General features: G+C 62.6%; 25 protein-coding genes. 11 read left to right on the forward strand and 14 right to left on the reverse strand.

Annotated features, from left to right (window positions below; all coding sequences use genetic code 11):
• Positions 1–5: 5 nt before the first annotated feature.
• The 5 genes from QRN54_RS10665 to QRN54_RS10685 are packed head-to-tail and all read right to left on the reverse strand — an operon-like array spanning position 6 to position 5,375.
• A complete protein-coding gene (locus QRN54_RS10665) occupies positions 6–1,238 on the reverse strand; it encodes an MFS transporter (protein ID WP_042451237.1) in 1,233 nt (410 codons plus the stop codon).
• A complete protein-coding gene (locus QRN54_RS10670) occupies positions 1,235–2,581 on the reverse strand; it encodes an LLM class flavin-dependent oxidoreductase (protein WP_285182000.1) in 1,347 nt (448 codons plus the stop codon). The genes QRN54_RS10665 and QRN54_RS10670 overlap by 4 nt, the downstream gene beginning before the upstream one ends.
• A 31-nt stretch (positions 2,582–2,612) precedes the next feature.
• On the reverse strand, positions 2,613–3,485 hold the full coding sequence (locus QRN54_RS10675) for an ABC transporter permease (protein WP_007733521.1): 873 nt from the start codon (positions 3,483–3,485) through the stop codon (positions 2,613–2,615).
• On the reverse strand, positions 3,478–4,299 hold the full coding sequence (locus QRN54_RS10680; RefSeq protein WP_063315899.1) for an ABC transporter ATP-binding protein: 822 nt from the start codon (positions 4,297–4,299) through the stop codon (positions 3,478–3,480). The genes QRN54_RS10675 and QRN54_RS10680 overlap by 8 nt, the downstream gene beginning before the upstream one ends.
• A complete protein-coding gene (locus tag QRN54_RS10685; RefSeq protein ID WP_007733528.1) occupies positions 4,296–5,375 on the reverse strand; it encodes an ABC transporter substrate-binding protein in 1,080 nt (359 codons plus the stop codon). Before QRN54_RS10685 ends, QRN54_RS10680 begins: the two co-directional genes overlap by 4 nt.
• Positions 5,376–5,652: 277 nt before the next feature.
• Here QRN54_RS10685 and QRN54_RS10690 point away from each other — a divergent pair, with 277 nt between their 5' ends.
• Entirely contained in the window at positions 5,653–6,615 is a 963-nt protein-coding gene (locus tag QRN54_RS10690) for a sigma-70 family RNA polymerase sigma factor (RefSeq protein WP_063315898.1), read from the forward strand.
• Here the strand turns inward: QRN54_RS10690 and QRN54_RS10695 are convergent.
• Positions 6,591–8,312, reverse strand: coding sequence for an FUSC family protein (locus QRN54_RS10695; protein ID WP_064074069.1), 1,722 nt, complete (start codon positions 8,310–8,312; stop codon positions 6,591–6,593). The genes QRN54_RS10690 and QRN54_RS10695 overlap by 25 nt on opposite strands.
• 187 nt (positions 8,313–8,499) lie before the next feature.
• Here QRN54_RS10695 and QRN54_RS10700 point away from each other — a divergent pair, with 187 nt between their 5' ends.
• Positions 8,500–9,678 carry an acyl-CoA dehydrogenase family protein gene (locus tag QRN54_RS10700; RefSeq protein WP_047271188.1) on the forward strand — a complete coding sequence of 393 codons (1,179 nt, stop codon included), beginning with the start codon at positions 8,500–8,502 and terminating at the stop codon, positions 9,676–9,678.
• A gap of 4 nt (positions 9,679–9,682) precedes the next feature.
• Here QRN54_RS10700 and QRN54_RS10705 read toward each other — a convergent pair whose 3' ends face one another.
• Positions 9,683–10,309 (reverse strand): TetR/AcrR family transcriptional regulator, encoded by a 627-nt coding sequence (locus QRN54_RS10705; protein ID WP_030535343.1) that lies wholly within the window; start codon positions 10,307–10,309, stop codon positions 9,683–9,685.
• Positions 10,306–10,962, reverse strand: coding sequence for a TetR/AcrR family transcriptional regulator (locus QRN54_RS10710; RefSeq protein WP_007733534.1), 657 nt, complete (start codon positions 10,960–10,962; stop codon positions 10,306–10,308). The genes QRN54_RS10705 and QRN54_RS10710 overlap by 4 nt, the downstream gene beginning before the upstream one ends.
• 183 nt (positions 10,963–11,145) lie before the next feature.
• Between QRN54_RS10710 and QRN54_RS10715 the strand changes: the two genes are divergently transcribed.
• From QRN54_RS10715 to fadD11, 7 genes are read left to right on the forward strand one after another with little or no spacing between them, the layout of a single operon-like run.
• Positions 11,146–12,702 carry a flavin-containing monooxygenase gene (locus QRN54_RS10715; protein ID WP_054782246.1) on the forward strand — a complete coding sequence of 519 codons (1,557 nt, stop codon included), beginning with the start codon at positions 11,146–11,148 and terminating at the stop codon, positions 12,700–12,702.
• Positions 12,702–13,634 carry a metal-dependent hydrolase gene (locus QRN54_RS10720; RefSeq protein WP_003940129.1) on the forward strand — a complete coding sequence of 311 codons (933 nt, stop codon included), beginning with the start codon at positions 12,702–12,704 and terminating at the stop codon, positions 13,632–13,634. The genes QRN54_RS10715 and QRN54_RS10720 overlap by 1 nt, the downstream gene beginning before the upstream one ends.
• Positions 13,631–14,722 carry a PDR/VanB family oxidoreductase gene (locus QRN54_RS10725; RefSeq protein ID WP_063315897.1) on the forward strand — a complete coding sequence of 364 codons (1,092 nt, stop codon included), beginning with the start codon at positions 13,631–13,633 and terminating at the stop codon, positions 14,720–14,722. The genes QRN54_RS10720 and QRN54_RS10725 overlap by 4 nt, the downstream gene beginning before the upstream one ends.
• Positions 14,719–15,219 (forward strand): SRPBCC family protein, encoded by a 501-nt coding sequence (locus QRN54_RS10730; protein ID WP_285182012.1) that lies wholly within the window; start codon positions 14,719–14,721, stop codon positions 15,217–15,219. The genes QRN54_RS10725 and QRN54_RS10730 overlap by 4 nt, the downstream gene beginning before the upstream one ends.
• Entirely contained in the window at positions 15,216–16,649 is a 1,434-nt protein-coding gene (locus tag QRN54_RS10735) for an aldehyde dehydrogenase family protein (protein WP_047270965.1), read from the forward strand. Before QRN54_RS10730 ends, QRN54_RS10735 begins: the two co-directional genes overlap by 4 nt.
• Before the next feature lie 4 nt (positions 16,650–16,653).
• Positions 16,654–17,616, forward strand: coding sequence for an SDR family oxidoreductase (locus QRN54_RS10740; RefSeq protein WP_064073968.1), 963 nt, complete (start codon positions 16,654–16,656; stop codon positions 17,614–17,616).
• Positions 17,613–19,415 carry a fatty acid--CoA ligase FadD11 gene (fadD11, locus tag QRN54_RS10745; protein ID WP_064073967.1) on the forward strand — a complete coding sequence of 601 codons (1,803 nt, stop codon included), beginning with the start codon at positions 17,613–17,615 and terminating at the stop codon, positions 19,413–19,415. Before QRN54_RS10740 ends, fadD11 begins: the two co-directional genes overlap by 4 nt.
• Here the strand turns inward: fadD11 and QRN54_RS10750 are convergent.
• From QRN54_RS10750 to QRN54_RS10770, 5 genes are all read right to left on the reverse strand, one after another.
• The gene (locus tag QRN54_RS10750) at positions 19,391–20,476 is read right to left on the reverse strand and encodes a sulfate/molybdate ABC transporter ATP-binding protein (RefSeq protein ID WP_285182013.1); all 1,086 of its coding nucleotides are present in this window, start codon (positions 20,474–20,476) and stop codon (positions 19,391–19,393) included. The two genes, fadD11 and QRN54_RS10750, sit on opposite strands and share 25 nt — an antisense overlap.
• The gene (locus tag QRN54_RS10755; RefSeq protein WP_020970514.1) at positions 20,473–21,282 is read right to left on the reverse strand and encodes an ABC transporter permease; all 810 of its coding nucleotides are present in this window, start codon (positions 21,280–21,282) and stop codon (positions 20,473–20,475) included. The genes QRN54_RS10750 and QRN54_RS10755 overlap by 4 nt, the downstream gene beginning before the upstream one ends.
• Positions 21,279–22,088: a molybdate ABC transporter substrate-binding protein gene (gene modA, locus QRN54_RS10760; RefSeq protein WP_042451258.1), complete on the reverse strand. Its 810-nt coding sequence runs from the start codon at positions 22,086–22,088 to the stop codon at positions 21,279–21,281. The genes QRN54_RS10755 and modA overlap by 4 nt, the downstream gene beginning before the upstream one ends.
• 25 nt (positions 22,089–22,113) lie before the next feature.
• A complete protein-coding gene (locus tag QRN54_RS10765) occupies positions 22,114–22,509 on the reverse strand; it encodes a TOBE domain-containing protein (RefSeq protein ID WP_003940157.1) in 396 nt (131 codons plus the stop codon).
• A 125-nt stretch (positions 22,510–22,634) separates the two neighbouring features.
• Positions 22,635–23,213 carry a carboxymuconolactone decarboxylase family protein gene (locus QRN54_RS10770; RefSeq protein ID WP_007733549.1) on the reverse strand — a complete coding sequence of 193 codons (579 nt, stop codon included), beginning with the start codon at positions 23,211–23,213 and terminating at the stop codon, positions 22,635–22,637.
• Positions 23,214–23,348: 135 nt separating this feature from the next.
• Here QRN54_RS10770 and QRN54_RS10775 point away from each other — a divergent pair, with 135 nt between their 5' ends.
• The gene (locus tag QRN54_RS10775) at positions 23,349–24,539 is read left to right on the forward strand and encodes a pyridoxal phosphate-dependent aminotransferase (RefSeq protein WP_003939670.1); all 1,191 of its coding nucleotides are present in this window, start codon (positions 23,349–23,351) and stop codon (positions 24,537–24,539) included.
• On the forward strand, positions 24,536–25,546 hold the full coding sequence (locus QRN54_RS10780) for an AraC family transcriptional regulator (RefSeq protein ID WP_003940556.1): 1,011 nt from the start codon (positions 24,536–24,538) through the stop codon (positions 25,544–25,546). Before QRN54_RS10775 ends, QRN54_RS10780 begins: the two co-directional genes overlap by 4 nt.
• Here the strand turns inward: QRN54_RS10780 and QRN54_RS10785 are convergent.
• The gene (locus QRN54_RS10785; RefSeq protein WP_003940409.1) at positions 25,543–25,968 is read right to left on the reverse strand and encodes a VOC family protein; all 426 of its coding nucleotides are present in this window, start codon (positions 25,966–25,968) and stop codon (positions 25,543–25,545) included. The two genes, QRN54_RS10780 and QRN54_RS10785, sit on opposite strands and share 4 nt — an antisense overlap.
• Positions 25,969–26,010 lie beyond the last annotated feature (42 nt).

Here is a 26,010-nt window from a genome sequence, read left to right on the forward strand (position 1 = left end):
CCTACCTACAGTTTCCCGACGCGCGACCGGGGTGACACCCGCGGAGAGTAGACCGGAATGAAGCGGAACATCATCGCCGCGCCGGCGAACGACGTCGCGCCCAGAGCGGCGAATGCCCACCCGAGTGGGAGCACCGCGGCGAGTAGACCGATCGCGAGCGGCCCACCGAACATGCCGGTGTCGTGAGTCAATCGCCATGCAGCGAGGAACTCGGCGCGTTCTTCGGGCGGGGCGATATCGGCACCGAGGGTCATGATCACGCCGTTGCCCAGCCCGTTGCCGATCCCCATCACGACAGCGACCACGGTCAATCCCACTGCACCCGTCGAGAACGGCAACAGTAGGTACGACACACCGATCACCGTCAGCGAAGGCACCGCGACCAGCCTGCGGCCGTATCGGTCCATGATGTGTCCGGCCGGGTACGAGCACAGCAAGTCCACGGCCGCACCGATACCGAAGATCACACTCACCTGGGCTGCATCCAATCCGAGGTGCAATGCCCACAATGGAAGAACGGCCTCACGCGAAGCGCGGGCGGCGCCCATCAGAAGGGAGCCTGTCCCGAGCGTCGACAGAGCGGCACGATGACGGCGAAGGATCTCCGGGAGCGTGACGTGTCCGTGATCGCTGTTGCCTGCCTGCACCTTTCGTGGCGGGTCGGGAACGCGGGCCATCAGCGCCCCGGCGAGCACGACGCCCACCAACTGGACAAGGAATCCTCCGCGCGCTCCCACCAGGAGAATCACGCCGGCCCCGATGAGCGGTCCCAGGAAGAAACCCAACCGCCACATCGCAGCGAACGACGACATTGCTCGGGCCCGTAGACCGAGTGGCACGGTCTCGGCGAGGTAGCTCTGCCGCGCAAGGCCCCACACCGCATTCGCCAATCCGGTCAACAGTGCGCCGATACCGAGCATCCACGGAGTCTGTGCAAGGAGACAGATCACCACTCCTGTTGCACCCAAGGAACTTCCGCCGATGATCGACCTGCGCTCACCGAAACGCGACACGATCCTGCCGGCGGGGAGGTCACCGAGTACGGCGCCCAAACCACCGAGTGCAACGATCAGGCCGGCGACGGCAACCGAGGCACCCAGGTCGCGCGCGGTGACGGCCATGATGGGGGCAGCCGCACCCTGACCGATCCCGAAGATGGCCGCCGGTACGAAAACCGTTGTGACCAGTGGCTTGAGACCGGCAATCGCCGGCTGTTCCTTGGGCAGTGTTTCCGTCACGCGCTCACTTCTGCCGCGTCAGCGGCCCGCGAGAACCGATTCGCCGGACGATCGAGGCCGTAGTGACCCCGCAGGGTGGATTCCGTGTATTCGGTCCGGAAGAGCCCACGCGCCTGCAGAATCGGCACGACCCGGTCGACGAACACCTCGAGCCCTCCGGGCAGATAGGGCGGCATGATGTTGAAGCCGTCCGCGGCGCCCTTGTCGAACCATTCGGTCAACTCGTCCGCGACCTGCTCCGGTGTCCCGGCAAATGTCCGATGCCCACGGCCACCGCCGAGTTTGCCGATCAGTTCACGGACGGTGAGGTTTTCGCTCTCCGCAAGGTCTTTGACGAGCTGGTATCGACTCTTGTTTCCTTGGATGCGATCGATGTCCGGCAACGGAGGCAACGGGGCATCCAGCGAATGCTCGGTGAGGTCGACGCCCACCATGTTCGAGAGTTGGCGCAGCGAGTACTCAGGTGAGATGAGATCCGTGAACGACTGCTCCAGTGCCTTAGCTTCTTCTTCCGTATCCGCGATGAAGGGAACGATGCCTGGCAGCACCTTGATCTCGTCGGGACTACGCCCGTACTTGATCAGCCGCGCTTTGAGGTCGGTGTAGAAATCCTGCCCCTGCTCGAGTGTTCGTTGAGCGGTGAACACGGCCTCGGCATACTTCGCCGCGAAGTCCTTACCGCTCTCGGAGGAACCGGCTTGCACGAGCAACGGACGTCCCTGTGGAGACCTCGGCGAATTGAGCGGGCCAGCCACCGTGAATCGTTGACCGTCATGGTCGATGCGATGGACACGATCAGGATCGGCGAAGATTCCGGTCTCTTCGTCCAGGACAACTGCCCCCTCTTCCCAGCTGTCCCAGAGTCCGAGCGTCACGTCGAGAAACTCCTCGGCGCGCTCGTAACGACCGCCGTGCGTCGGTACCGCATCGAGGCCGAAGTTCGCGGCCTCGTCGGCGCCGGCCGACGTCACGATGTTCCACCCGCCTCGTCCGCCACTGATGTGATCGAGGGAAGCGAACTTCCTTGCGAGAGTGTATGGATCGCTGTAACTGGTCGACGCGGTTGCAATCAGCCCCACCTTGTCGGTGGCCGCCGCGATCGCCGACAGCAAGGTGACGGGTTCGAAGATCGCCTGGGTGTTGTACTTGACCCGCGGGCCGACTGCTAGACCGTCGGCGAAGAACACCGAGTCCAGCTTTCCACGCTCGGCGATTCTCCCCAATTCCTGGAAGTGCTTGACGTCCAGGAGGTTGGCCGCATTTGTGCGTGGGTGGCGCCACGCCGCCTCATGATGGCCGACGCCCATCAGGAAGGCGTTCAGATGAAATTGTCGTTCGGACATGAGTTCGCAGAATCTTTCCGTGAATGTGTGGTCAGGTGGTGACGCGCCAGCGCGAGAGCCGACGTTCGATCAGGACCAGAATCGCGTTGATTGTCAGACCCAACAACGAGATCGCGACGATGCCCGCGTACATGTTCGGGATCTGGAAGTTGAGTTGTGAAGCGGTGATCAGATACCCGAGACCGGCTTTGGCCCCGACCATTTCGGCGGCGATCAGCACGAGAATCGACGACGCGGCTGCCATGCGGATACCCGTGAAGATCGTGGGAACAGCGGCGGGCAGAACCACCTTCTGGAACAGCCGAATCGAGGAGAACCCCAGCGAGGCAGCGGACTTGATCAGCAGGGGGTCCACTGTTCGCACACCGGAGATCGTGTTGAGCAGAATCGGGAAGGTGCAGGCGTAGATCACCAGGGCGATCTTCGATTCCTCACCGATTCCGAGAATCAGCACGAAGACGGGAAGCAGAGCCAAGGCTGCTGTGTTGCGGAACAATTCGAGAATCGGGTTGAGGAAGTCGGAGACCGGGCGGTACCAGGCGATCGCGATTCCCAACGGAATCGCGATCGCGATGGCCACGAAGAATCCGGTCAGCGCACGCGTCAGACTGGCCGAAACATGCTCTTGCAATTGTCCGTTCTCGGCGAGAGTGAAGAATGCGGACACAACTTCGGTGAAGGGCGGGAGGAAGACCTTGTCCACCAGCCCGAGCCGAGGTGCCGCTTCCCAGATCCCGAGGAAGATCGCGATCGCAATCGACGGCTTGGCAATCCGCCAGGCGGTGGAACGAATGTAGCGCGCCGCCTTGCCGCCGGCCTGGCTCCGCTGCGCAATGTCAGGTGTTTTGTCGGCCAACGGTTTCGGGGTGGCGACCACCTCCGGCGTCGCCAATGCGCTAGACATGTGCAACCTCCTTGGCAGGATCGAGTTCGCCGGCCCGAGCGCGCTCGACTTCACCGTGCAGCAGCGTCCAGATCCGGTGCCGGAACACTCGGAACTCCTCACCTGATCGCACGTCGTCGCCGGACCGGTCGATGTCGATGTCGACGATCGTCTTGACTCGCCCCGGCCGCGAAGTCAGTACTGCAACACGTTGCCCGAGGTAGATGGCCTCGTCGATTCCGTGGGTGATGAACAAGATGGTCTTGCCGGTGGCCTTCCAGATGCGCAGAAGCTCGTCCTGCAGCGACTCTCGCGTCTGTGCGTCCAGCGCAGCAAATGGTTCGTCCATCAGCAACACTTCGGGGTCGAATGCCAGGCTGCGGGCGATCGCGACTCGCTGCTTCATTCCACCGGACAACTCGTGCGGATAGCGATCCGCGAAACCTTGCAGACCGACCAGTTCGAGGTAATGCTCGGCGAGCTCGCGTCGCTCGTTCTTCTTCACGCCCTTCGCTTCGAGTCCGAACTCGATGTTGTGACGTGCAGTTCGCCATGGAAGTAGCGCGTATTGCTGGAAGACGATTCCCCGATCCAAGCCTGGGCCCGTGATCTGCTTGCCGTCCAGAAGGATTCGACCGGAAGTGGGCGAACTGAGTCCTCCGAGGAGGTCCAGCAGAGTCGACTTGCCGCAACCACTCGGCCCGACGAGGACCAGGAACTCCCCCGGCGCCACGTCGATGTTGATGTCCTCGACCGCGGTGAAAACTTCGTCGGTCCCACGAATGTCGAACTGTTTGGTGACGTGCTCGAGCCGTAGTTTCGGTTCTGTGCTCATTTTGCTGCCTCCAGTGCCTGTCCGTCAGCGCCGCTGTCGGGTGAATACGTTCCGTTGGCGTACGGGTTGAATTCGTTGGTGTAGATGTCCGACGGCTTCAACTTTCCTTCTTCGAGTTCGCCGTTACGGGTGAGCCAGTCGATCCACGTGCTGATCTCGGTATCGGTGATCGTTCCGCCGGGGCCGGCGACTCCTGGGCTCTTCCAGTAGCTGATGAGCTTGGTGTCCTCGTTGCGTCCGCGGCTGTTGATGATCGACGTCAGCTTCGCGACCACTTCTTCTCGTGGGTGTGTCTGCGTCCAGCGGATGGCCCTCGCTGTTCCCTGCACGAAATCGGCGACCGCCTCCTTGTTCTGCGCGATGTAGTCGTCACGGAACACCAACGTGCCGTAGGTGAACGAGCCGAACAACGATTCGTCCGTGAACAGCTCGCGAAGGCCACCACGTTCGAGCGCGGAGTCACGGAAGACCGAGCCGAGGGTGGCGACGTCGATCTGTCCCTGCCGCAAAGCTTGTTCCGTGTTGACCGGCGGAACCACGATCAGTTCCACCTGCTTGATCTCGTCCGGTGTAAGCCCCTCCCGCGCAAGCCATTCACGCACGACGAACTCGTGGTGCGCACCTAGGGTGTTCATCCCGACCTTCTTGCCGATCAGGTCCTTCGCCGATTTGATCGGACTGTCGTCGAGAACGTAGTACCCGTTGAAGCTCTCCTTGTCGGAGCCGTAGTACCCGATGACCGAGGTGATCGGTGAACCCGCGGAAGCCAACTTCACCACCGCCCCGTTGAACGCTCCGCCGAACTCGGTTTGACCGGTCGCTGCGTTCTGAATGCTCTGAGGGCCGCTGGTCGTATCGCCGATCCAGTTGAGCTCCACGTCGTTGAAGTAGCCGAGGTCAGCGGCCAGTTCGGGGTAGATGACCTGTCCGGTGCTGCCCTCGTACCGCAGGACGGTCTTGCCGTCGGCGGTCTTGACCACTTCGTCGGAGGAGCCCGAGCAGGCAACGGCAAAACTGGACAGAGTGACAAGAGCGACGACCGCGGCTACCGAGCGCGCGAAACGAGGGCGAATCATGAAGTTGCTTCCTGTAGAAGATGATTGGTTCAGTTCTCGGCTACACCTGTCCGGAGCGCCGTGTGCGGCGCTCGGCACAGGCAGGTGTGGGGAATGTCAGTTCAACGACAACAGTTGAGCGACATGAGCGGGAAAGACCGAAACACGTGAGACTCCAATGAATGTGCAGACAGGATCGAGCCGTGAGCAGTGCCGAAACCATACGTCGGCACCCACTACCTGGGTCAACGGTTACATTCATGCCGGATTTAATGTGTGAGGTCCGTATCATGAGGGCATGCTTTCGCCGACGACTGCGCAGGACTTCGAGCAACACCGTGGCCACCTGACGTCGGTGGCCTACCGTCTCACCGGAAGTTTCAGCGACGCTCAGGATGCGGTGCAGGAGGCATGGATACGCTTGCAAGTCGCACAATCGAGACAAGGAAGCGACCTCGAGATCCGCGAGCTGCGCGGATGGCTCACCACTGTTGTCGGTCGGATCTGCCTCGATCATCTCAAATCGGCCGCGGTCAGAAGAGAAAGCTATGTCGGACAGTGGCTTCCGGAGCCGATCGTCACGCCCGTCGACGCCACCTCGGGCACACCCTCAGCGACACCCGATCCGCTGGAGTACGTCGTGACGCAGGAACAGAATCGTCTTGCTGCCCTCGTCGTCCTGGACACCCTTACTCCCGCTCAACGCGTTGCCTTCGTCCTGCATGACGGCTTCGACGTGCCCTTCGCCGAGGTTGCGCGCATCCTCGACATCGAAGTAGCCACTGCCCGTCAGTTGGCCTCGCGGGCCCGTAAAGCCGCAGCGTCGGCGCCGGTCCCGGTCAGTAGCGAGGAGCATGCTGCTGCCGTCGAGCGATTGGTGACGGCTATCGCGAGTGGAGATCTGAACGCCGTGATAGGTGCACTCGATCCCGATGCCGTCCTGATCGGTGACGCAGGCGGAACTACCCGCACGGCTGTCAACATTGTGCGCGGCAGCGATCGTGTCGCGCGGTTCTATCTGGGATTGGCCCGCAAGTACGGACCGGCAGCGGTGTTCTCGATGTCACCGGTTCTCGTCAACGGACAGCTCGGCGGTGTATTCGCCGGCTCACCGGGGGACGACCAGTACCCGCAGTTCGCCGCTCGCGTTGCCGGCTTCACTGTCCGCGACGGAGTTGTGTGCGCAGCCTACGACATTGCGAATCCAGCCAAGTTCAGCGCTGTGCCGATGCTCGATCACACCGAACCCGAACGCAAGTAGCGAGACTCCCATTCCTCGAGGTGTGATCTGGACACCTGCGTGCCGAACCACAGTCGGTGCAGTACATCCGATCCCAGATGATGCAATTCGGTGTGCGTCCTCCACTGCTGCGACGCCCACTCGGGTTCGTTGTGGGCGGCGTCGATCCCGGCCATCGCGCTACCTCGCAGTTCGAAGTCCAGGTCCCGACGAAGCTCCGAAAGCTCCGACCAATTCGCCTGTGGTGCATAGTGCCTCGCGCGAATTTCGGTCAGCAGCTTGAACAGGACGCTACCCGCCCGCTCGTCGACCCAGATCAGAGTGCGTCGATGCGCACCGCGCCCCACCGTCCACAGGACCACCAACGCCACGACGACGCCGATTGCCGTCTCGAGCATGCGGCTGAGGATCAGATGTCGGACGGTCCCGTGCGCACCACCGGCCGCGCCGAGGAGAATCGCGAGGGCGGTGATGAAGATGACGGCTATCCCGTAATTCCGCACCAGGAACAGCTCGATCCCCGCCATCAGGACTGCAAGTACCGCCACCAACCACAGACCGGTCGGACTCCAGGAGTAGATGGCACCCAACAGAATCAACCCGAGGACGGTCCCACCGATGCGGTGGATTCCGCGATAGGTGCCCAGTATTCGATCCGGTCCTTGATGAAGGACCATCGCCGCGGCGATCACCGCCCAGTCCGGGCGATCGATGCCGAGCAGGACGGTGAGGGTTCCCGCCGCCATACAGGCAATGGACAGCCGAAGTGCCGTCACCGACGCTCGGCTGGACGGATTGCAGGCGCGGAGGAACCGATATCGGATCGTCGGGTCGGGCAGAGGCGGGTGGGCCCCGACCTCGTCGACGTCGAACGCGGGGTCCGCCATGAGCTCCGGATCGTGGTCGTCGGAGATCGCTCTGGCCATCGAGATCTGCGCTCGTTCGAGTTCACGGGTCAACGGGTGGTCTTTCCCGACGATTGCGCCGCGGTAAAGGCACTGCCACGCGTCGTGCAGCCGAAGTGCTGCAGCGTGGCGTTTGTCTCGCGTGAGTTCGGGTGGGGCGTACCTCGCCTGAGCGTCCGTGTACTCCGCAACGGCCGAGACGGCTGCCTGTACAGCGCTGCGTTCGACAGCTCTCGGTGCCCACAGGATTCCCGTCATCGAGACGACCACCGCGCTGATCCCACCGATTGCCGTCCACATCGCGACCTCGACCGGCGGCTGACCGGGAGTGGCGATCACGGAACTGATCTCGGTGGTGAGCAACAGAAAGAACGCGCCCGGTGGACCCAATCGAAGCGCGTCGACGGTGAAGGCGCAGGTCGACACCACGACGGCCATGATCAGCACGACAAAGACCAGCAGCACCGTCGGCGCTCCCTCAGCGATGGCTCGGTGGACGGGCTCACCCACCGATGCCCCGACGAAGGACAGGATCGTCAGCGCCGTCGCAGCGATACCGACTGCCTTCCACCTGCTCCGGTACGGACGACCCTCACCGTAGATCGATGCAAATGCACCGAGGCCGACCAGGAGCGAAGCAGACCCGAATCCGAGCAGTGTGGCGATGGCCGCCGGAATCGCCAGGGCTAGGGCGACGCGAACCGCTCCGGGGTACCTGTTTCCCACCGGCGGCAATCCGAACAGGACGCTGCGCGCCGGCCGCGGAGCCGGGAGGTTGGACTCGTGACCCGCTGATGTTTCTTCGGGGTCCACTGCCCATCCTTCGCGCCGGCCTGTTCGTGTCTGTGTCCTCCCATTCTTGCGGGCGGCCGACGTGGAATTCGAGGCGGGTCCGGAGGTCGATTCGACCACCCCTTTATTGACACTATGTCAACAGTGTGGATGATAGGTGGAGTCGGATCCGCTCGCGGGTCGCACTTCATCGATCGGGAGAATCACGATGACGCAAGGATCTACCGCAACCCGGACCGCAGAACGACGGTCCCCGTGGATGGACGACGAATTGGAGGCCGTGGCCGACCTGGCAAGGAACTTCTTCGCCAAACACGTCACACCGCATCAGAAACGCTTCGCGTCCCAAGGTTTTCCCGACAAATCCGCATATCGAGAACTCGGGGCGCTCGGGCTCGCCGGCATGTCGATCCCCACCGAGTACGGCGGCGGAGGAGGAACTTTCGCGCACGACGCCGTGCTGTTCCACGAGCAGGTCATGGCGGGTGATCATTCACTCCAACTCGGCGTGCACTCGGGAATCGTGCCGCACTACCTCAATGCCTACGCCGATCACGAGCACAAACTGCGCTGGCTACCGAAGCTGGTGAGTGGCGAGTGGGTGGGCGCAATCGCCATGACCGAGCCCGGCACCGGATCCGACTTGCAGAACATCACCACCCGAGCCGTCCGCGACGGTGACGACTATCTGATCAGCGGCGCAAAGACCTTCATCTCCAACGGTCGCAATTGTGATCTGGTGATCATTGCCGCCAAGACCGATCCCAGCCTCGGAGCGCGTGGAGTGTCGCTCATCGTGGCCGAGGTCGATGACAACACACCGGGTTTCGAGCGCGGGCGAATACTCGAGAAGGTCGGACAGAAGGGCCAGGACACCACCGAGCTGTTCTTCGACCGCTTGCGGGTGCCTGCAACAAACCTGCTCGGGGACCGCGAAGGCACAGGGTTTGCCCAGCTGATGCAGCAGCTACTGCCCGAACGATTGATCTGCGGAGTTGCAGCCACTGCGGCAATGGAGCGTGCAGTCGCCCTCACCGTCGAGTACACCAAATCCCGAAACATGTTCGGGCAAAAGCTCTTCGATCTGCAGAACACGCGCTTCGAACTTGCCGAGTGCGCGTCCATCGCTCGTATCTCACGAACGTTCATCGACGACTGCATCGTCAAATACCTTGCCGGGCAGCTCGATGCGACTACCGCCGCGATGGCCAAGTACTGGCTCACCGATCAGCAGTGCGCCGTGATCGACCGCTGCGTGCAACTACACGGCGGGTACGGCTACATACTCGAATATCCCATCGCTCAGATGTATGCCGACGCTCGTATTCAGCGAATCTACGCCGGATCGAACGAAGTCATGAAGGACCTCGTGGCGAGATCACTCTGAGCAATCAGGAATCCGCCTCGCACGCCGGCAGAACGTCACGCACGATGGCGAGCAAACTGCGTACCAGCAGAAGGTGCACCTGTTCGCGGTCGAGCGCTCCCGTCACCAACCACTGCTTACTGGCAGCCTTCGCCAAGCCTCCGTACGCCACGATCATCGAATGAACAGCAGCCTCGCTGCCTTCACTCGGTCGAATCTCGAGCGCATCCATCATGCGTCGCGCAGCAACGTCGTCAGCATCCTGCAGGATCCGATCCATCTCGGGATCACGGCGGAGGTCGTCGGACATGACTGTCGAGATCCACATGTCGCGATGACGCCAGGCGACGTCGAGCCACCGATCGATCACGGCGCCGATCCGCTTCTCCTGGCTCGCCGATCGCGGAATGCGGTCCACCGCCACTTCGGGAATGAAGACGAACCGCCGCACGACGTCGAGATACAACTCCCGCTTGGAGCCGAAGTAATGATTGAGCAGCGGACGTCCGACCCCAGCCGCCTTGGCCAACTCGGTCATCGAGACGTCGGCAAAAGACTTCTCCTCGAAAACCTTTGCCGCGCTGACAATGATCTGCTCACGCCGGTCTTCGGGACCGAGACGCCTTCCGCCTGTGGCCGACGCGGACGTCATTCTTTTCTCGCAGGCGTGCTGTTGACCGTCGCCTGCGCCTCGACCATGAGCGAAATGTGCTCCACCAAACGCTTTCGAGAGATCTTGGAGGACGGGGTGTGCGCCTGATAGATGAACGCGAGGGCACCGAACAGCCCCACCGAATTGAGTTCGGAGTTCGCGGAGTCGGTTGCCTCGCCGCCGTACATCAGCTCGAGCGACGCGGAAATCGGATTCGTGAACTCCGCCATCAATTCTCGCCCTCGATCCCACAGCGCAGGTTCCGCCTGGGATTCGACGAACATGATGCGTCCACGTCGAGGATCTTTGAATACGTAGTTGGTGAAGGCCTTCACCACGTGGCGGATCAGGGCCGACGGTTCGGAAGGCGCCGCCTCGAGAGCGTCCAGAATAGTGTCACGCGCACCGAGAACGACCTCGTCGAGCACGGCGACCAGCAGTTCGTCACGGTTGGCGAAGCTCTCGTAGAAGTACCGTTCGGTCAGCGCGGCCTCGCGGCAGGTCGCACGCATGGTCGCGGCGGCCGCTCCCTCGGTACCCATGATCTGCAACCCGGCTTCGATCAGCTGTGTCCGGCGCGCGGCGCGGCGATCTTCCGGTTCCTGCCCACGCCACCTGCGCGGGCCGGTGCGCCGAGCCTCGGTATCCGTCATGTCCCCATGTTCTCACTGACCGGCAGCGCTCTCGACCTCAGGTTATCGCGGCGACCTCCGCAAGCGAACTGACATCGCCCGATGTCAATCAGTTGAATTCTGACATCAACCGCTGTTGACATCACTTGATGTCAGACTTACTCTTCGTTCAGTTGTTCACGCACCAATCAGGAGGCGTCACACATGGTCGACATCGACCCAACCTCGGGGCCATCGGCCGGTGACGAGGAAACTCGAACTCGCCGAACACGAGTCGTCGTCATCGGAGCCGGTTTCGGCGGCATCGGAACGGCTGTCCGCTTGAAGCAGTCCGGGATCGACGACTTCGTCGTTCTGGAACGTGCCGCGGAGCCCGGGGGAACCTGGCAGGTCAATACCTACCCCGGTGCACAGTGCGACATCCCGTCGATTCTGTACTCGTTCTCGTTTGCGCCAAATCCGAACTGGACGCGGCTGTATCCGCTACAGCCCGAGATCTACGACTATCTCCGGGATTGCGTCCATCGCTTCGGACTGGCCGGTCATTTCCACTGCAACCAGGACGTGACAGAAGCTTCGTGGGACGAGCAAGCCCAGATCTGGCGGGTACACACTGCGGAAACCGTGTGGGAGGCACAGTTCCTGGTCGCGGCCACCGGCCCGTTCAGTGCCCCCGCCACACCCGACCTTCCCGGGCTCGAATCGTTTCGTGGTCAGATGTTCCACACCGCGGACTGGAACCACGACCACGACCTTCGCGGTGAGCGGATAGCCGTGGTCGGCACCGGCGCCTCTGCGGTGCAGATCATCCCCAGACTGCAACCGCTCGCGGACACGTTGACCGTGTTCCAGCGGACACCGACGTGGATCCTGCCGCACCCGGATCAGCCGATGACCGGCTGGCCGAGCGCTCTCTTCGAGCGGGTGCCGCTCACCCAACGACTGGCACGCAAGGGACTTGACCTGCTCCAAGAAGCCCTGGTACCCGGATTCGTGTACAAGCCGTCACTGCTCAAAGGGCTGGCCGCACTCGGCCGAGCACACCTTCGCCGGCAGGTGCGGGACCCGGAGCTTCGCGCAAAGCTGCTCCCCCACTACGCATTCGGATGCAAGCGTCCGACGTTCTCGAACACCTACTATCCCGCGCTGGCGTCACCCAATGTGGAGGTGGTGACGGACGGAATCGTCGAGGTGCAGGAGCGCGGAGTCCTCACCGCGGACGGCGCCTTCCGGGAAGTCGACACCATAGTCATGGGAACCGGCTTTCGTATGGGAGACAACCCGTCGTTCGACATCATCCGGGGCAAGGACGGCCGCAGCCTCGCGCAGACGTGGAACGGCAGTGCCGAGGCCTTCCTCGGCACCACCATCAGCGGGTTTCCGAACTTCTTCATGATCCTCGGCCCCAATTCCGTGGTCTACACCTCGCAGGTCGTCACGATCGAAGCGCAGGTCGAGTACATCGTGAGCTGCATTCTTCAAATGGACGAGGGCGGCATCGGCAGTATCGACGTCCGGGCAGACGTGCAGAGAGAGTTCGTGCGCGCGACCGACCGCCGACTCGCCACCAGCGTGTGGAACGCCGGCGGGTGCAGTAGTTACTACCTCGTCGACGGCGGCCGCAATTACACCTTCTATCCAGGATTCAACCGATCCTTCCGCACCAGGACCAAACGAGCCGACCTCGCTCACTACGCGCAAGTACAACCCGTCTCGTCCGAATCACTCACCACTGCCCGAGAAACCGTGAGGAGCCGATAATGCTCGGCATCAACGCCTTCCGAGGCACACCCGTCGTCGCACCGTCCGGCGCGCGCCGCTACACCGACGAAGCACATGCGATCGCCGCCCGTGACGTCGAATTCGACTGGGACGGCGTACCACTGCATTACGTGCCGAACGAACCGATGGTCACCCACGTCATCAACTTCATGCATCTCGTGTTGCCCGAGGGAGAGCGGGCCATGTCCGCAACGCTCGCCGAAGCGCTCCCACTCATCGAGGACCCCCGCCTGCACGAAGAGGTGGTGGGATTCGTCGGCCAGGAAGCAACACACGCGTCGTCGCACAAAGGTGCACGCGAGCATCTTGCGGACCTCGGCATGGACATGAAACCGATGTCACGCCGGATGGACTGGCTCGTGGACAAGATATTGGGCGACAAAGGATTGACCGGAAAAGCCAAGCACGCCTGGCTCTGTGAACGTCTCGGCTTGTTTGCCGCGATGGAGCACTACACGGCGGTGGTCGGGGAATGGCTGCTCACCGATCCCGCCCTCGAAGATGCCGGCATGCACCCGACGATGCTCGACATGGTCAAGTGGCACGGCGCCGAGGAAGTCGAGCACCGCAACGTGGCCTTCGACGCCTACATGTACGTGGACGGTAGCTACGCCCGCCGCGTTCGCACGGCGCTGCTCGCCAGCTTCACGTTGTTCGTGTTGTTCATCGCCTCGATGAACTACCTCTTCCGGCAGGACCCGTCGAAGGCGAAGGGCCGCCTGTGGCCTCTGCAACTGATCAGCGCCACTCGCCGCGGCCTGGTCCCGAACATGAAATTCCTGATCACCGAGATTCCTCCGTATCTGCGGCCGAGCTTCCATCCGTCCCAGATCGGGGACATGGACGTAGCCATGCGCTACCTCGCTCGCTCACCTGCCGCCAATCGTTCTTCCGAAAAGAGTGAAGGATGAACAAGACCACTGCCGACCGTCCTCACGACGCACAAGACTTCACACCGACCCGGTCGTTGAGGATTGCCGCACAGGCGACGAGCGCATACCGTCGAATCTTTGCGTCAAGTCCTGCAGCGCAGATATTTTCGCGTCCCAACCCGGTCCGCTACAGCGGATTCGACATGACGCTGGACGTGAAGTCCGTCCGGTTCGAGTGCGCAGACGTCCTGAGTGTCACCTTGACCCCGAGGGAAGGAATCACCCTGCCGTCGTGGATTCCCGGCGCTCACCTAGACGTCATTCTCCCCTCGGGAAGGCAACGACAGTATTCGTTGTGCGGAGACCCCGACGACTTGACCTCGTATCGGATCGCCGTCCGGCGGATCGACGAGGGCGGGGGTGGCTCCCGCGAGATACACGAGTCGCTGAAACCCGGAATGGTTGTCGACGTACGAGGGCCGCGGAATGCATTTCCTTTTGTCACTGCTCCGTCGTACCTCTTTGTTGCGGGCGGAATCGGGATCACTCCGATACTTCCCATGGTGCAACGCTGTCACCGCCGCGGAGTCCCGTGGCGATTGGACTATCTCGGACGAACTCGGGCAGCTATGCCATTCCTGAACGAGATCGAGGAGTATTCCAGCGGCCGGGTAACCATCCGACCCGACGACGAGCTGGGTCCGACGGATATCGGAACACTCGTCGCTGCTGCGGATCCAGGTGCCGCGGTGTACACGTGCGGACCGGTTCCGCTGATGAACACGGTGCGTGCGGCAACTTTCGCCGCCAACCCGACCGGATCGGTGCACAGCGAGAGGTTCTCCCCACTCCCGGTAGTCGACGGCAAGGAGTTCACGGTGCATCTGGCGCGCACCGGTCTCACCGTCGATGTGGGCGAGTCCGAAAGTGCATTGGCTGCAATACGACGCGTACTTCCCGGAGTAGCGTATTCATGCCAACAGGGCTTCTGCGGTACATGCAAGGTCCGGGTGCTCTCCGGGACCGTCGAGCATCGAGACACCCTCCTCACCGAATCCGAACGTACTGGTTCGATGTTGACCTGTCGATCACGTTCCACCGGTGGGTCTTTGGTGGTGGACCTGTGAAGGGAAAATTCTCTCTTTCTGCGGCCGACGCAGCCTTCATCCGCTCCGCTCCGCTGGTGATCACTCACCGGATCGAATCCGAAGCGACATGTGAAAGCTTCTGGCAGACGTTGACCTCGGACGGAGCGCTCACGTCGTGGGCGCACGGGATCACCGGAGCCGACTGGACCTCGGACAGACCATTCGGCGTCGGGACTACGCGAACCGTGCGAGCCGGCGCTTTTGCTGCACTGAACGAGCGATTCTTCCGCTGGGACGAGGGGCGCCGGATGTCGTTCTACGTGGAGTCGGCGTCACTTCCGGGGTTCAAACGCTTCGCTGAAGATCTGGTGTTGGAACCGACTTCGACTGGCAGCCGCCTCACCTGGACGTTCGCTGTGCAAGCGCAGCCGTGGTTCGCCCCCATTCTGACTCTGTCCCGACCGATCCTCCAACGCGTCACCCGCGGCTGGGCCGACGGCGCCGTCCACCACACACTTCAAGGAACTCCACGATGACGGCGACCGAGATCGACACGACCACACAGGCGTCCGACGACACAGTGACACAGGCAGTGCGCGACGCCCGTACTGCTTCCGAATGGTGGGCAGAACTGACATTCGAGCAACGCGCTCGTCGACTGGATCGGTGGCGAGGAATCATCGCTCGTCGCGCATCCGAACTCGCCGACGTCGTGCACCGGGACATGGGCAAGCCGCACCCTGACGCAATGCTCGAAATCGCCATGGCACTAGAACATCTCGCGTGGGCGTCGAAGAATGCCCGAAAGGTATTGGGCAGGCGCAGCGTCCGCTCCAGTTTGTTGACGGTCAATCAGGCCGCCTCGGTGGAGTATCGACCTCTCGGGGTGATCGGTGTGATCGGTCCGTGGAACTATCCGGTCTTCACCCCACTCGGTTCGCTCTCGTTCTCGCTGGCTGCAGGCAACGCCGTGGTCTACAAGCCGAGTGAGTTCGCACCGGCAGTCGGGCAATGGTTGGGCCGCGCCTTCGCCGAGGTCGTCCCTGAACATCCTGTGCTGCAGGTCGTCACGGGCGATGGTTCGGTCGGCGCGGCACTGTGCCTGGCCGGTGTCGACAAGATCGGGTTCACCGGATCGACCGCGACGGGCAAGAAAGTCATGGCAGCGTGCGCCGAGACCCTCACACCGGTGTTGATGGAATGTGGTGGTAAGGACGCGCTCATCCTTGATGCCGACGGAAATGTCGGTGCCGCCGCGGATGCTGCGGTGTGGGGAGCATTGTCCAACTCCGGTCAAACCTGTCTGGGCGTCGAGCGTGTATACGTGCACGAACATGTCTACGGCGAGTTTATCGACAAGACAATCACTTTGGCTGCCCGAGTTCATGCGGGTCCGGGTGCCGAAGACAAGATCGGTCCGATCACCATGCCCTCGCAAGTGGCTGTAATCCGGCGCCACATCGACGACGCGATGTCGCGGGGTGGACGTGTCGTTCTCGGAGGGCTCGGCTCGATCTCCGGCCAGTACGTGCAACCGACCATCATGGTCGACGTCCCCGAAGACAGCCTCGCCGTCACGGAGGAAACTTTCGGCCCGACGATGACGATCACCAAGGTCGCCTCGATGGACGAGGCGGTGGAGTTGGTCAATGCGTCGCCATACGCATTGGGAGCAAGCGTGTTCGGCAAGGACGGAGCGGCTGTTGCCGATCGGCTCCGATCCGGAGGAGCGTCGGTGAACTCTTACGTGATGTATGCCGCGGTTCCCAACCTGCCACTGGGTGGGGTCGGAGCATCTGGTTTCGGACGCGTTCACGGCCCAGATGGTCTGAAGGAGTTCACCTACGCTCGTTCGACGACTCGGCAACGATTCCGTTCGCCCCTACCACTGACGACGTTTCGAAGGACCGCCCGAATCGACTGGCTGGTCAAGGTTCTCATCCGCGCGCTACACGGAAGGCACTGAAGCAATGACGGGACGCTTGTCCGCAATTGCGGGAACAGTCCGCGATCTGGGCATTCCACTGCCCGGACGCCGACTCGACTACGACGTCGCCGGGAAGGTCGTACTGATCACCGGTGGAGGCGACGGTATCGGTGCAGCGCTGGCGCGCACTCTCCACCGGCGTGGGGCCACCGTGGCACTGGTCGACGTCAACGAGAGTTCATTGGCAACGGCCGAGCGCTCATTCGAGTCACAGCGAGTCGTGACGGTGACGGCCGATGTCCGAGATCGGGACGGCATGACCGCAGCCGTGCAAACGATCATCGAGCAGCTGGGCAGAATCGACGTCGTGGTGGCCAACGCCGGAATCACCCCTCCCCCGGCAACATTGCGCCAGATCGATCCCGACGCCTTCGATCGTGTGCTCGACGTCAATCTCACCGGCGTCTTCAACACCGTGCATCCGACCATCGACGAGGTGATCCGCAACAGTGGGCACATCGTCGTCGTGTCATCGGCGGCGTCGTTCGCCCCCGGTTTGGGCGGCGCTTCGTACATGATCAGCAAGGCTGGGGTCGAAGCGCTCGGCCGGGCGCTGCGTCTCGAGGTTGCCGGCTACGGCGCTACTGCCGGCATCGCGTACTTCGGGATGGTGGATACACAACTTGCACGCGCAACACTCGACGACGACGAGATCGGGCGCAAACTCGACGCTCGACTACCTGGTCCCCTCCGTCATCGAATCTCCCCGGACCGTGCCGCCACCGTGATCGCCGACGCGATCGCGCGCCGCGCCGCCCGGACCCTTGCCCCCGCTGCCTGGGAACCCTGGGCGTGGGGACGCGGATTCATCAATGTCCTTGCCGACGGTTACCTGGCAAAAGACAAACAGGCACACGACCTGATCCGCGAACTCGAAGACAGAACCACCGCTGCGGCCCCGACGAATGCATCAGCCCTGCCAAAGGCATCCAGGAGAACATCATGACTACGTTGTGTGCAGCCTTCCAGCGAGTGTCGGCGGTGGCGCCCGACGCGGTGGCTTTGCGAGACATCGGCGATGCGCGAACACTGACGTGGCGCGCGTACGGCGAACAGGTTCGCGATGTTGCCGCGGGATTGGCCGGAATCGGCGTGGGACATGGCGATACGGTTGCATTGATGATGAGTAACCGCATCGAGTTCTACCCGATCGACGTCGGCGCCCAACACCTCGGCGCGACGTCCTTCTCCATCTACAACACGTCGGCACCCGAAGCCATCCAGTACATCCTCGCCAATTCCGGTGCGCGAGTGCTCGTCTGCGAGGCCCAGTACGTGGATACCGTTCGCCGATCCGGTGCCACACTCGACACGATCGTGGTCGTCGACGCGCAACCGTCTGCCCAGCAGTCCGGCACCCTGACGCTGGAGCAGATGAAGTCCTCTGCTGCCGCCGATTTCGATTTCGAGAGCACCTGGCGTGCGGTGAAACCGAACGACGTCGCCACGTTGATCTACACCTCCGGCACGACCGGCAACCCCAAGGGCGTCGAGACGACTCATGCCTGTCTGTTGTTCGAAACCACCGCCGTCAGTGCTGTACTCCCCGTCGAGTTCGGTGACCGCATCACCTCGTACATGCCGTCGGCGCACATCGCCGATCGGCTCACCTGCCTGTACATGCAAATGGTGTTCGGCGCCCAGATCACTGTCGTGCCGGATCCGAGCCAGGTAGCGGCTGCGCTTCCGGACTGTCGCCCCACGATCTGGGGCAGCGTCCCCCGTGTGTGGGAAAAGCTGAAGGTTGCAGTCGAATCGGCCGTCGCCAACGAACCGGACGACGCGCGGCGAGTGGCATTGCAGTGGGCACTCGACGTCGGTCGCACTCGGCTCGCACACTTGCGAGCCGGTGAAACAGTCCCCGCCGAACTGGAAGCGGACTACGCCCGAGCCGATGCAATGGTCCTCTCCGCTCTGCGTGCGAAACTCGGTTTTGCCGAACTGAAGTGGGCCATCTCTGGCGCCGCACCGATTCCGCCGGACACCTTGGCATTCTTTGCAGCCCTGGGAGTTCCGATCTCGGAGATCTGGGGAATGTCCGAGCTGACATGCATTGCGAGCACCGCACCGGCCGAGCCGACCAAGCTGGGAACGGTCGGAAAGTTGCTTCCAGGCATGGAAATGCGCATCGAGGCGGACGGTGAGCTACTGGTTCGAGGACCGTTGGTCATGAAGGGGTACCGCGGCGAACCGGCAAAAACGGCCGAAGCGATCAGTGCAGACGGTTGGCTTTCGACCGGAGACATCGTCACGGCCGACGCAGACGGATACCTCACGGTGATCGATCGCAAGAAGGAGCTGATCATCAATGCGTCGGGAAAGAACATGTCCCCCGCTGCCATCGAGACCGCAGTGAAGACGTCGTCGTCGTTGATCGGTGAGGTCGTGGCAATCGGAGACGGCCGAAAGTTCAACACAGCGTTGATCACTCTCAGCGCCGACGCCGCGGTCGGAGGGGCACGCTCACTGGGACTTGCGGCCGAGGCCGCGGTACTCGCCAAGGACGCTCGGATCGTCGACATCGTTGCAACTGCTGTCGCCGAGGGAAACTCGCGTCTGTCGAGGGCCGAGCAGATCAAGCGGTTTCACGTACTCACCACGTTCTGGGAGCCAGGCGGCGACGAGCTGACACCGACGATGAAGCTCAGGCGCAAGCCGATAGCCGAGAAGTACGCGTCCGAAATTGCAGCCCTCTATGCGGATTCGGTCGTAGAGGACGTCTACGAGCCTGCGCCCTGCGCATAGATCAGCGTCTCGGTGGCCTTGACCACAAACGTAGCGGCCGATCCCGGAACCAGATCGAGCTCGGCCGCTGCGCTCGCCGTGATGTCGGCAGACAAGCCCGGCTGGCCGGCTTCGTCCTCGGCTCGGACTCGGACGACATCGCCTCGATTTTCGATCTCCGCGATCGTGACCGCAAACGCGTTTCGTGGGCTCCCGTGAGGCGGATCCAGGTAGACCGACACTGCTCGCGGCTCGAAGACTGCCACGGCGGCACTGCCGGCCGGTAGGTCGGTCTCCGTCTGGCCCGCGATATCCACCCCGGCCGGACTTCTGAGCATTCCGTCTCCGGCCATCGTGCCGCTGCGCAAGTTGATCCCTGCGATGCGTGCTGCAAATGCACTACGCGGGCGAGTCAGAACTGTTCGTACGTCACCACGTTCGACGACCCGGCCGCCGTCCAGCACGACAACGGTGTCGGCAAGGGCCAGCGCATCCAGAGCGTCGTGCGTGACGAGCACGGCCGTGCGATCTCCTGTTCGGAGCACTCTACGCAGCAACGACCGCAATGCCGGGGCGGAGGCGACGTCGAGCGCAGACATCGGTTCGTCGAGCAGGAGTAGTTCGGGTTCGGCAGCCAATGCCCTCGCCACTGCGACTCGTTGCGCTTGACCGCCGGAGAGCTGTGACGGCTTGCGGTCAGCCAATTCGGCGGCGTCGACTGCGTCGAGCCAGTGGCGCGCGGAATCGGCGGAATCGCGACGCGACCGCCCTGCACTGCGCGGCGCGAACGCCACGTTCGCGGCCGCACTGAGGTGGGGAAAGAGAAGTGCCTCTTGCGCGAGTAGAGCAGTGCCGCGCCGATGCGGCGCCAACGCGACTCCCCTACCGGTATCGGTGAGAACGCGGGAATTCAGTTCGATCAACCCACGCCGCGGGTGATGTAGTCCGGCAACCGCCGCCAGTACCGTCGACTTGCCTGCGCCGTTCGGTCCGAGGACAGCGGTCACCTCACCGGCCGCGACGTCGAACGTCGCAACGACGTCGCGCTCCGGAATCTCGATGTCGACGTGGAGGCCACTCACAACGAACCCGCCGATCCTCGTCCACGCACCGCAACCACGATGACCACCGCGACTACGACCAACACCAGCGAAAGCGCTACCGCTGCATCCGGATCGGTCTCACGCTGGAGATAGATTTCCAACGGCAGAGTACGCGTGACCCCTTGCAGACTTCCCGCGAACGTCAGCGTTGCACCGAACTCCCCCAGTGCGCGAGCGAAAGCCAGCACTGCCCCTGACACCAGACCGGGAAGCACCAGCGGCAAAGTCACCCGGCGAAGCACGGTGGTCGGGCGGGCTCCGAGCGTCGAGGCTACGGCCTCGTATCGTGTGCCCGCAGTGCGTAGCGCACCTTCGAGGCTGACGACGAGGAACGGTAGCGCGACAAACGTCTGCGCCAGGACCACCGCGGTTGTCGAGAATGCTATCTGGATGCCGAGCACTTCCAACTGCTCACCGATCAACCCTTTGCGCCCGAACGTGTACAGCAACGCGATACCGCCCACCACGGGCGGCAGAACCAGCGGGAGCAGAATCAAGGATCGAAGAACGGACAGTCCCCGAAAATGACTGCGCGCCAACACCGCGGCCATCGGTACGCCGAACAGGATGCACAGCAGCGTGCTCATCGCTGCTGTCTTCAAACTCAGTTTCAACGCGGCAACCGACGATTCGGAAGTCACGAGTTCCCAGAACTGCGACCACTGCACGGTGGCCAGCATCGCGGCCAAGGGAGCGATGACAAACGCCCCGCCGATCAGCGCGGGAAGGTAAATCCATACCGGCAACCCGAGCGGAGCCCGGACCGCCGGTCTTAGGTGTGTCACGGGGCAGCGAATCCCGCGTCACCCAGAACTGCCAAGCCCTTGGGGCCCTTCACGAGATCGACGAACTTGGTTGCCGTTTCCGAATTCTTCGAATCCTTCAGCACCGCAATCTGGTACAGGTTGACCACCGTGGTGGCTTCCGGGAACGCGACGGTCTGAACCTTGTCACCAGCGGACTTCGCGTCGGTGACGTAAACGATGCCGGCATCGGCCTGCCCGGACGTCACCTTGTTGAGAACGTCGGTCACCGACGATTCTTCGCTGACAGGCGAGAGGGTCTCGCCTGTGGCCGTCTCGACCTTCTTCGTAGCCGCGCCACAAGGGACCTGCGGAGCGCAGATCACCAGTTGCGTCCCCTCCTTTGCCAGATCGGCGAACGACGCGATGCCCTTCGGATTGCCCGGCGGCACAACAATCGTCAAGGTGTTGCTCGCGAAGTCCGAGGGCGACCCCGCGACGACGCCGGCGTCTGTGGCCTTGGTCATGTTGGCGGCGTCAGCCGAGGCGAACACGTCAGCCGGTGCGCCCTGGGTGATCTGAGCGACGAGGTCCGAGGACCCGGCAAAGCTGAATGTGACCGATGAACCGGGGTTCTCGGACTCGAATTCCTTGCCGAGTTCGGTGAAGCTGTTCTTGAGTGACGCCGCTGCGAAGACGGTGATGCTTCCCGTGGCACTATCACTGGAAGTGGTTGTGGTCGGAGCGGCCGACGACGTCTCCGACGAAGAATTGTCGGAGGAACTACAACCGGTCACCAGGGCAAGCGAAAAGGCACCTGCTGCAACAAGTCCGACTACACGCTTCACGAATTTCCTCCAGTATGTTCAAAAACTACGGCGTTTCCACGATGACCGTGGTGGCCTTCACGATTGCGACTCCGATACTCCCGACCTCGAGTCCGAGCTCCCGAACCGCGTCGGTACTCATCAACGAGACGACAGTGAAGGGCCCACACTGCATTTCGACCTGAGCCATCACCTTGTCGGTGACGACCTTGGTGACGAGGCCGGCGAACCGGTTGCGGGCCGAACTCGCACCCGTGAGCGGATCGGCCGGTGCGGGTCCGGCGTTGGACCGGGCGAAGCCCGCCAACTCGGCACCGTCGATGACCTTGCGGCCGGAGTCGTCCGTCGTCGCGGTGAGAAGCCCACCGTCGACCCACCGCCGGACGGTGTCGTCACTGACACCGAGCAGGCCGGCAGCTTCGCGGATTCGAATGTTGGGCACCAGGTGATCGTAGGTCGCAAGTGCGGACCTAACAAGCCGAAATGCTCCGCAGATGCGTGAACTAGTCAATCATGATCACGTATCTGCGGAGCATTGTCGATAGTTGCCGTAGACGAATCAGCGCATCATTCTTCTGCCCAGGGCACACGGCAGGAGTCGGTGCTGAACCCCTGCTCGGTAATCCCCAACGCCGAATACATCCGGGCGCGCATGTTTTCGAGCCCGATCTGATAGGTCAGTTCCACGACGCCCGCTCGCCCGAACCTGCGCTCGAGATCCGCGACCTGTTCGTCCGTCACCCCGTTCTCCCCATGGGGGTCACCGGTCATGGCGTCGGCGTAGGCGATCGCGGCCCGCTCGTCTTCGCTGTACTTCGATGAATCCCGGTAGTTCGCGATCTCTTTCAACTTGTCGATGTCCAAACCGTCCAAGCGCGAGAGCATCGTCCCGAAGTCGACACACCACGAGCAGCCGACAGTCCAGGCGACGCGATAGACGGCCAGTTCACGAATGTTCGACGGCAGCACCTTCGACGCCTTCTGCACAGCCATTTCGTGGCGGGCAGCCGCTACGAACAATTTCCGATGGTTGGCCAGGACGGCAAAGGGCTCGGGGACTTCGTCGTACTGCCTGGCGGCGAATTTGTATGCCACTTTGATCAACGGACTGGCTTCTGACGGTGTCACTGCGGGAATGCGAGTCATGGCAAGCCTCCGTATGTTCTGGGGCACCGGATTCGATGCTCTCTACAGAGTTGGACGATGGCGGCGATTCAAACGTGACAAGCACCGCGTCCGAGCGGATGTGAGGATGCGGTGTCAGCCGACTAAGCTGCAAAGATGCCTTCGACGCCCCGCAACCGCACCGTCTCGCGTCTGCAGCCGTTCGCATCCACGATCTTCGCCGAGATGACAGCGTTGGCCACACTTCACGACGCGGTCAACCTCGGTCAGGGCTTTCCGGATACCGACGGTCCTGCGGCCATGCTCGAGGTAGCGCGCCGAGCCATCGCCGAGGGCGTCAATCAATACCCGCCCGGTCCGGGCATGCCCGTCTTGCGTCAGGCCATCGCGGAGGATCGGCGCATCCGCTACGGACTCGACAGTGATCCCGACTCCGAAGTTCTGGTCACCGTCGGCGCCACCGAGGCGATCAGTGCTGCGATTCTCGGACTGGTCGAACCCGGCGAAGAAGTAGTGCTGATCGAGCCGTACTACGACTCCTACGCTGCATCCGTCGCGTTGGCAGGCGCTGTACGTCGCACAGTTCCGTTGGTAACCGCGGGAGACGGATTTGCGGTCGATCTCGATGCATTGCGCGGCGCGATCACCGCCAAGACGAAGATGCTGATCGTCAACAGTCCTCACAACCCCACCGGCACCGTATTCACCGATCACGAACTTCGAGCGATCGCCGAACTCGCGTGCGAACGCGACCTGATCGTGTTGAGCGACGAGGTCTACGAGCACTTGGTCTTCGACGGCCTCACCCACACACCGATGGCGTCGCTCCCGGGCATGCGTGAGCGCACCGTCACGGTGTCCAGTGCCGCAAAGACTTTCAATGTTACCGGCTGGAAAACCGGCTGGGCGATCGGCCCGCGCGAACTCATCGACGGAGTCCGTGCCGCCAAGCAGTTCATGTCATTTGTTGCCGGTGCACCGTTCCAACCGGCCGTTGCCTACGCGCTCACCAACGAACAGCCGTGGGTCGTCGAACTTCGACAGAGCTTGCAAGGCAAACGCGACGTGCTCGGTAAAGCTCTGACCGAGGCCGGTTTCACGGTGCATTCCGGTGGCGGCACGTACTTCCTCCTTGCCGACATCAGACCGTTGGGCGAAACCGATGCGGGAGATTTCTGCCGCGCACTGCCCGAGCGGATCGGCGTCGCGGCCGTTCCGGTCGACGTGTTCGCGGACAACCGCGACGATTGGAAGCACCTGGTGCGCTTCGCCTTCTGCAAGCAGGACCACATTCTGTCCGAAGCTGCACGCCGTCTCCACCTGCTCCAAGGAGCAGCGCACCCATGACAGCGCGGACCATCCCGACCGCATTCGTCCACCGCTATCTCGCGTTCTCGCCGGACAACGACGTCGACTTGTCGGGTGCACTGCGCGCTGCCGGGATCGACCTCGAGACACTGTCCGACCCGCGCGCCCGGCTGACCCCGACTCAGGTCACCACGTTCATCCAATCCACCTGGCAGATCACCGACGACGAATTGTTCGGCCTCGGATCCGCCCCGGTCCCCCGTGGCACTTTCCGATTGATCTGCCTGACGTTGATCCATTGCCCTGATCTCGGATCGGCCTTCGCTCGAATGTCCGACGTGATCCGTGCGCTACCGGCTCTGGCCCCACTGTCGATCGAGAAGGGCGAGGAAAGCACTCGGGTGAGTTTCGCTGTCCGAGCTCGCGAAGGCGTCGCCGAACCTGATGTCGCAGAACGTGTCACAACCGATTTCGTCCTGATCTTGCTGCACCGATTTTCCGCATGGTTGATCGGAAAGCGCGTCCGACTTCGGGCGGTCGAGTTTCCGTACTCGGCACCGGATGCACGGTTGGCGCAGGACTACGACTACATCTTCGGAGCGCCGGTCACCTTCGGCGCGAAGCGCGCGGCACTGGAGTTCGACAACTCGGCCATGCGTGCACCGATCATCCAAACCGAGGAGACGTTGGAGGAGTACCTCCGAGAATCTCCGATTCAGCTCATGTCCGAACGTGATTACGACAGCACTGCGTCGGCGCAGGTACGACGGGTCCTGGAACTCGGGGTGAAGGGGCGAACCTCCACGGCCGAGGAGATCGCGGAGATGCTCTCGATCAGCGTTCCCCATCTGCGTCGACTGCTGCGGCGTGACGGAACATCACTCAATCAACTGCGCGAGGAAGTGCTCCGCGACGTAGCCATCGCTGGTTTGCGGCGCGGAGAATCCGTCGAAGTACTCTCGGCGCGATTGGGGTTCTCCGAGCCCAGCGCCTTCCGTCGGGCCTTCAAACGATGGACCGGCGACACTCCGAGTTCGTACCGCTAGCTGACGCAGAACTCGTTTCCTTCGGGATCGGTCATCGTGATCCACACGCTCGGCCCCTGCGCTCCTCGGTGCAGGATCGTCGCCCCCACCGTCTCGAGGTGCGCTGCGACATCCTCGCGCTTGTCGCCCACTCGTATGTCGAAATGGAGCCGGTTCTTCACCGTCTTCGATTCCGGAACCAGTTGGAACAGAACGCGGGGACGTTCGGGATGCTCCGGATCGCTGATGGCCGCACCTTCGCGCCAGACGAGGACTCCCTCGAATGTCGTGGTGTCGGATTCCTTGGCGTGACCAGCGGCGACGAGGCCCCTGATGAAGTCTTCGTCGCTGGGCTCCGCTGCCCACCCGAGTGCTGCGGCCCACCACTTCGCCTGTTCGTGCGGATGTGCCGAATCTACTGTGACTTGAAATTCGTATCCCATGTTCCGACGTTAACGCCGACCACCGACACCTAGTGAAGGTTC

The sequence above is a fragment of the Rhodococcus sp. MEB032 genome, assembly GCF_030208925.1.
Taxonomy (GTDB): Bacteria; Actinomycetota; Actinomycetes; order Mycobacteriales; family Mycobacteriaceae; genus Rhodococcus_F; species Rhodococcus_F qingshengii.

What these genes read in the sequence shown, in the direction of transcription:
- QRN54_RS10670 (WP_285182000.1), bottom strand. Translation starts at nt 2,581, where the DNA reads ATGTCCGAACGACAATTTCATCTGAACGCCTTCCTGATGGGCGTCGGC.
- QRN54_RS10720 (WP_003940129.1), top strand. Translation starts at nt 12,702, where the DNA reads ATGCTCGGCATCAACGCCTTCCGAGGCACACCCGTCGTCGCACCGTCC.
- fadD11 (WP_064073967.1), top strand. Translation starts at nt 17,613, where the DNA reads ATGACTACGTTGTGTGCAGCCTTCCAGCGAGTGTCGGCGGTGGCGCCC.
- QRN54_RS10685 (WP_007733528.1), bottom strand. Translation starts at nt 5,375, where the DNA reads ATGATTCGCCCTCGTTTCGCGCGCTCGGTAGCCGCGGTCGTCGCTCTT.
- QRN54_RS10735 (WP_047270965.1), top strand. Translation starts at nt 15,216, where the DNA reads ATGACGGCGACCGAGATCGACACGACCACACAGGCGTCCGACGACACA.
- QRN54_RS10740 (WP_064073968.1), top strand. Translation starts at nt 16,654, where the DNA reads ATGACGGGACGCTTGTCCGCAATTGCGGGAACAGTCCGCGATCTGGGC.
- QRN54_RS10715 (WP_054782246.1), top strand. Translation starts at nt 11,146, where the DNA reads ATGGTCGACATCGACCCAACCTCGGGGCCATCGGCCGGTGACGAGGAA.
- QRN54_RS10710 (WP_007733534.1), bottom strand. Translation starts at nt 10,962, where the DNA reads ATGACGGATACCGAGGCTCGGCGCACCGGCCCGCGCAGGTGGCGTGGG.
- QRN54_RS10675 (WP_007733521.1), bottom strand. Translation starts at nt 3,485, where the DNA reads ATGTCTAGCGCATTGGCGACGCCGGAGGTGGTCGCCACCCCGAAACCG.
- QRN54_RS10770 (WP_007733549.1), bottom strand. Translation starts at nt 23,213, where the DNA reads ATGACTCGCATTCCCGCAGTGACACCGTCAGAAGCCAGTCCGTTGATC.
- QRN54_RS10785 (WP_003940409.1), bottom strand. Translation starts at nt 25,968, where the DNA reads ATGGGATACGAATTTCAAGTCACAGTAGATTCGGCACATCCGCACGAA.
- QRN54_RS10725 (WP_063315897.1), top strand. Translation starts at nt 13,631, where the DNA reads ATGAACAAGACCACTGCCGACCGTCCTCACGACGCACAAGACTTCACA.
- QRN54_RS10690 (WP_063315898.1), top strand. Translation starts at nt 5,653, where the DNA reads ATGCTTTCGCCGACGACTGCGCAGGACTTCGAGCAACACCGTGGCCAC.
- QRN54_RS10700 (WP_047271188.1), top strand. Translation starts at nt 8,500, where the DNA reads ATGACGCAAGGATCTACCGCAACCCGGACCGCAGAACGACGGTCCCCG.
- QRN54_RS10780 (WP_003940556.1), top strand. Translation starts at nt 24,536, where the DNA reads ATGACAGCGCGGACCATCCCGACCGCATTCGTCCACCGCTATCTCGCG.
- QRN54_RS10775 (WP_003939670.1), top strand. Translation starts at nt 23,349, where the DNA reads ATGCCTTCGACGCCCCGCAACCGCACCGTCTCGCGTCTGCAGCCGTTC.
- QRN54_RS10705 (WP_030535343.1), bottom strand. Translation starts at nt 10,309, where the DNA reads ATGACGTCCGCGTCGGCCACAGGCGGAAGGCGTCTCGGTCCCGAAGAC.
- QRN54_RS10680 (WP_063315899.1), bottom strand. Translation starts at nt 4,299, where the DNA reads ATGAGCACAGAACCGAAACTACGGCTCGAGCACGTCACCAAACAGTTC.